The 5,776-nt window shown below is 44.7% G+C and carries 6 protein-coding genes; 3 read left to right on the top strand and 3 right to left on the bottom strand.

Features of this window, described 5'->3' with window-relative positions:
- From ACJ751_RS26135 to aspS, 3 genes are all read right to left on the bottom strand, one after another.
- A partial coding sequence (locus tag ACJ751_RS26135; RefSeq protein WP_407748480.1) for an AAA family ATPase occupies positions 1 to 623 on the bottom strand: 623 nt, incomplete at its 3' end.
- 53 nt (positions 624 to 676) lie between these two features.
- On the bottom strand, positions 677 to 1,183 hold the full coding sequence (locus tag ACJ751_RS26130) for a hypothetical protein (RefSeq protein WP_407748479.1): 507 nt from the start codon (positions 1,181 to 1,183) through the stop codon (positions 677 to 679).
- A gap of 72 nt (positions 1,184 to 1,255) precedes the next feature.
- On the bottom strand, positions 1,256 to 3,082 hold the full coding sequence (gene aspS, locus ACJ751_RS26125; protein ID WP_407748478.1) for an aspartate--tRNA ligase: 1,827 nt from the start codon (positions 3,080 to 3,082) through the stop codon (positions 1,256 to 1,258).
- Positions 3,083 to 3,352: 270 nt separating this feature from the next.
- On the opposite strand from aspS, the gene ACJ751_RS26120 reads away from it, so the two are divergent.
- From ACJ751_RS26120 to ACJ751_RS26110, 3 genes are all read left to right on the top strand, one after another.
- Entirely contained in the window at positions 3,353 to 4,180 is an 828-nt protein-coding gene (locus ACJ751_RS26120; RefSeq protein WP_407748477.1) for a zinc-dependent peptidase, read from the top strand.
- A gap of 212 nt (positions 4,181 to 4,392) precedes the next feature.
- A complete protein-coding gene (locus tag ACJ751_RS26115; RefSeq protein WP_407748476.1) occupies positions 4,393 to 5,193 on the top strand; it encodes a zinc-dependent peptidase in 801 nt (266 codons plus the stop codon).
- A gap of 164 nt (positions 5,194 to 5,357) precedes the next feature.
- A complete protein-coding gene (locus ACJ751_RS26110; RefSeq protein WP_407748475.1) occupies positions 5,358 to 5,711 on the top strand; it encodes an S-adenosylmethionine decarboxylase family protein in 354 nt (117 codons plus the stop codon).
- Positions 5,712 to 5,776 lie beyond the last annotated feature (65 nt).

The following is a 5,776-nucleotide window of genomic DNA, read 5'->3' as shown; positions in this document are numbered from 1 at the left end:
TTATTGGATAAAGCTTCGACCACCAATTCGAGCAGGTTTAAAAGCTTTCGTGCGTCTCCTCCTGAAATGGTCAGCAATGCTTCCGTTTCTTTTAATTGGATGTTCTTTGTTTTCAGCCATTCGTCTTTTTCAATCGCCTGATGCAACACTTTTACCAGGCCATCTTCCAACAATGGCTTCAATACATAAACCTGGCTACGACTGAGCAAGGCGCTGTTCACTTCAAACGAAGGATTTTCAGTGGTGGCGCCAATGAGGGTAACAATGCCATTTTCCACGGCGCCCAGCAGGGCATCCTGCTGTCCTTTATTAAAACGGTGTATTTCGTCAATGAATAAGATGGCCCGTTCTTTATCCTTCGCCTCGGCAATTACTTCACGAACTTCTTTTACGCCTGAGCTAATGGCGCTGAGGGTGTAAAAAGGGACCTGTAAAGTATGGGCAATGATGTTGGCAATGGTGGTTTTGCCGGTGCCGGGCGGGCCCCATAAGATCATGGAGGGCACTTTCCCCTGGTCGATAGCTGTACGCAAAATACTTCCTTTACCGGTAAGGTGTTCCTGTCCTGCCAGCTCATCCAACGTATTCGGGCGTAACCTTTCTGCGAGTGGTGTTGCTTCCATAGTTATTGGGAAGAAATATACCCCCTCAAGTTAGGAAAATTTTGCTTGATGGTTTACGTCTTCTGGTCAAACTGGTCGTACCAGGTATTGATGGTGTTTTCATAGATCACCCGCCGCAATTTGAACATGCCAGCCAAAAAGATAAAATGCATGATGAAAATGCCCCATGAGATCAGCACCATGGCGGTTAAATAAAACCATGCGCCTTTGTTCTTGCTAATATTTATCAAATCAAATACAAAGGGAACCATCCACCAGCTATTTACGATCTGGGCAAACAGGAAGGCGATCAAAATAAAATTAAGGAGATACAGAATGTTGAACCAGCGCTTTTGTTTGGGCGAAAGCGGCACATCGGGGTAATTGTAATTCAGCATGGACAGGCCGTGGTAAACAAAAATAAACACCAGGGTGTACGCGATAATATTTATAAAGCCTACCAGTGCATTTGCCTGGATAAAGATCTCGCGAAGCGAAAACATGCCTTTAAAGGCTACCAGTATTAATTGTACGATGCAAACTGTGCGAAATGCTTTCCAGCCTGTAGTAATTCCTTTCATCCACATGAATTTAAAAAGCCCCCCGTCTCGGTTCAGCCTGGACGGGGGGCTTTAAAATACTTCAAAAAAAGGTTATTGCAAATTCAACTTTATCTGTAACTCGTCGAATTGTTTTTGATCGATGGCGCTGGGGGCGTCGAGCATTACATCGCGGCCACTGTTGTTTTTGGGGAAGGCAATAAAATCGCGAATGCTTTCGCTGCCGCCCAAAATGGCGCACAACCGGTCGAACCCATAGGCAATACCACCATGCGGGGGCGCGCCATATTCAAATGCACCCAGCAGGAAGCCGAATTTATGCATGGCTTCTTCCTGGCTCATACCCAGTGCGGCGAACATTTTTTCCTGCAGGTCGCGCTGGAAGATCCGAATGGAACCGCCGCCAATTTCATTCCCGTTCAACACCATATCATACGCATTGGCTTTGATGTTAGCGTAAGGGTGTTTCAGGTATTCAGCCGCATTTTCAATAACAGGGCTGTTTTTGATCATTATTTCTATCTGATCGGGTTTGGGTGAGGTGAAGGGGTGGTGACGGGCTACCCAGCGGTTGTCATCTTCAGCGTATTCAAACAGCGGGAAGTCGAGCACCCACAGTAATTTAAACTCATCTTTTTTACGCATACCGAGGCGTTCGCCCATTTCGAGGCGCAGTTCGCTCATGGCTTTGCGGGTGCGTTCTTCGGCGCCGGCCAGTATCAGCACCAGGTCGCCGGCTTTGGCGCCTGCTGCATCGGCAATGGTTTTCAGTTTATCTTCTGTAAAGAATTTGTCGACACTGCTTTTATAAGTACCGTCAGCATTACATTTAATGAATACCAGTCCCTGCATACCTATTTGCGGGCGTTTTACCCATTCGGTCAGCTCATCGGTTTGTTTGCGGGTGTATTCGGCGCAGCCGGGAACAGCAATGGCTACCACGGTTTCTGCATCGTTGAACACTTTAAAATCGGCGCCTGCAATTAACTGTCCGGTGGCGGGCAGTTTGCCGTCTTTGGTGAAAGCTGATTTTATATTGAGCAACTGCATGCCAAAACGAATGTCGGGTTTGTCGTTCCCATATTGCCACATGGCTTCTTCCCAGCTCATGCGTTGCACTTTTTCGGTAACCTCGAGGCCTTTTACTGCTTTGAAGATGTGTTTGATCATGCCTTCAAACATGTTCAGGATATCTTCCTGCTCTACAAAGCTCATTTCACAGTCAATCTGCGTAAACTCCGGCTGACGGTCGGCGCGCAGGTCCTCATCGCGAAAACATTTTACCACCTGGTAATACCGGTCGTAGCCGCTCACCATCAACAATTGTTTAAAAGTTTGCGGTGATTGCGGTAAAGCGTAAAACTGACCGGGGTTCATGCGGGATGGTACCACAAAGTCGCGTGCTCCCTCGGGAGTTGATTTAATCAGGAAGGGCGTTTCGATATCCATAAAATGGTTATCGTGCAGGTAATTACGGGCAGCCCGGTTAACGGCATAGCGCAATTCCAGGTTCTTTTTTACCAGACCACGACGAAGGTCGAGGTAGCGGAATTTCATGCGAAGGTCATCGCCGCCGTCGGTTTCGTCCTGGATGGTGAAGGGTGGCGTGGCCGATTTATTAAGAATTTTAAAAGAAGTTATTTTGATCTCAATATCGCCGGTGGGAATGTTGGGGTTCTTACTGCTGCGTTCATTCACCACACCTGTGGCCTGTATTACAAATTCGCGACCCAGTGGCTGCTTGTCGAGCTCACTGTTCAGTTCTTCACCCAGTAACAGCTGGGTAATGCCATAGCGGTCTCTCAGGTCGATAAAAGAGATACTACCAAACTTTCTGATGGTTTGCACCCAGCCGGCAAGCGTTACCTGTTGCCCTTGTTGTGCTATCCGTAATTCTCCACAGGTATGAGTTCTGTACATTCCTATAATATTTTAAATAATCTGATAAGCTTTAGTGATAGCTCCGCGTTTTGGCGCGGGTGGCAAAGGTAATTCAAAACGGCTGCTTTCCTGCTTCCTGAAAGCGGAAATCAATTTCGTAATGATTGATTTTCATATTCCGGCAAAATATGGGGAAAAAATGTAATTCCTGTTGCCAACTTTAACACAACGCCTTCCCAATACCTGTTGGCCTACTACCCAATGTTGGGTATTTTTTACTATTTTTCGCCCGCGGAAATAATATCAATAATGACATCCGGAATTATTTTTTTGCTGATTGTAGTGGTCGCCGGCAGCCTTTCTTTTGCACATTACCTGCGTAACAGGTTCCTGGCCCAAAAGGTAAAGGAACAGTACGATACCAAGCACAATGCATATGATGCAATATTGCAGCAATACATTCCTTATTACCGCAACTTAAATACAGCCCTGCGCGAGCGTTTTCTGAAAAGGACCCTCATTTTCAGGGCTACCAAACATTTTGAGTTTGTTGAAATGGAAGAGGAAGATCATATGTCGCTGCTCATCAGCGCCGCTGCTGTACAACTCACTTTTGGGTTGCAGCATTTTCTCATGGACCATTTCCACAAGATCTACATCATGAAGCGGGATTACCATTACGGGTTGTTCAATGTGCCTTTTCAGGGCCACGTGAATGAAGATGGGATTTACCTGTCGTGGAATAATTTTTTAAACTCTTATGCGAACTATTCCGATGGTGATAATGTTGGGTTACATGAGATGGCGCATGCACTGGCTTATGTAAATTTTCCCGAACATGAACATGAGGGGGAGGATGAAGGTTTCCAGTACCGGTGGTTTAAAACGTTCACTGCCACAGGCCGGGAAGTGTTCAACCGCATGCAGGCCGGGGAAATGAATTTGTTGGGAAGTTATGCGGCCACCAACTATCAGGAATTTTGGGCGGTTTGTGTGGAGAATTTTTTCGAACGGCCTACTTCATTCAAAATACAACTGCCTGAATTATACGATGCTATATGTAAATTGCTGAATCAGGACATGTTAAAGTCGGGAATTTTTCTTGAACCGGTTAACGACGATTACAGCCAGTACTGATGGAATTTTCTCTAAGGGTCTTTCTTTTTTAAAATTTTCTTTCTATTTTGTAGCCGGATATAACCCTCTATAGTTGATAACACCCCTTTAATGTAATTTCCGCATTCCCCAAGGATCCCTGAAAGCCGTACACCGATCCATTTTCTCTATTTGAAAACCACTGTTCGTTGATCTGATCCCGTCAAGTCATTACGAAAGAAAAATAGAGCCTTATGGAGATTTTGATCATTTTTCTGGTGGTCTTCGGCATCATTGTATTGCAAAGCCCTGTTATAAAATGGTACAATTACCTGTACGAAAAGAGGCAGTACAAACTGTTTCTTGCACAGGAAACCTTTTATCATGCCATTGTTGCCCAGCACCTGAAATATTACAATCGATTAAGCGTAGATGACCAGCACAAATTCCTCTTCAGAGCTTACCTGTTCAAAAAGGCAAAGAAATTCCATTATATAGAGGTGGAAGAACGTGCTGAAATGCCCATTCTTATCAGTGCCGTGGCTGTTCAATTGACATTTAAACTGGAAAAGTACCTGTTTAACTTTTTCAGAGACATTTACGTGCTGAAGGACGATTATCATTACGGGTTTTATTCCCGTCCGTTTGAAGGGCACGTTGACCACAGCGGCATTTATTTGTCGTGGGACAAATTTATCAAAGGAGTAAAAGGGCTTACTCCTAACTGGAACATGGGTTTACATGAAATGGGTCATGCGCTGGCCTATGTAAATTTCATTTCCCAAACAGAGGAAGACAAACATTTTAAAAAGGAGTTCAAGAATTTTTCCAAAGTGGCCCGCCCAATTTTTGAGAGCATGCAAAATGGCCTCAAGAATTTACTGGGCGATTATGCCGGCACTAACTATCATGAATTTTGGGCAGTGAGTGTGGAAGTGTTTTTTGAAAATCCCATTCGCATGCGCCACGAAATGCCGGAATTATATGCAGCTATGAGCTCATTATTACGCCAGGACCCGATTGATATGTTGAACATCAATAAACTGGCAGCCTAGCGCACTATTTACCTTTTTCAGTCTATCTACGTATTAGTGTTTAATGCCGGATGCAGTAAAATTACTGTGTTCGGCATTTTTGTTTATGTGGCCGGCGCCTGTAACATTTTGGTTTTGCAGGCTACTAAATAATATATAGTTTTAACCACCGGAACTACACCGCTATGAATTACCAACCTGGTTTACACATTATTGCAGAGTTTTCATCTCCCAAAAAGGAATTACTTGAAAGATTTTCGTTCGTACAGCAGCTGTTACATAGCCAGATCAATAAATATGGATTGAGCAAATTGGGCGAAGTGTTCCATGATTTTGACCCCGCCGGGTACACGGCGGTGATCTGCCTCAGCGAATCGCATATCTCATTACACAGCTGGCCTGAATACGATCGCATAAATATGGATATCTATTTATCGAACTACCAACAAAATAACGATCAAACAGGTCAACGGATCTTTGAAGAACTGGTCAGGTTCTTTGATGCCGAAGTGATAGCCTGTCAACAAATAAAACGCTGATTGCCAAAACTATCCGCATCTCTTCTCCCCCCTCAGACTGACTGCCTCACTACCCTCGCCCTGTT

The organism is Niastella sp., from assembly GCF_045805085.1.
Lineage (GTDB): Bacteria > Bacteroidota > Bacteroidia > Chitinophagales > Chitinophagaceae > Niastella.
The sequence above is the reverse complement of the archived record's forward strand: the minus strand, read 5'-3'. Positions and strand labels throughout refer to the sequence as shown.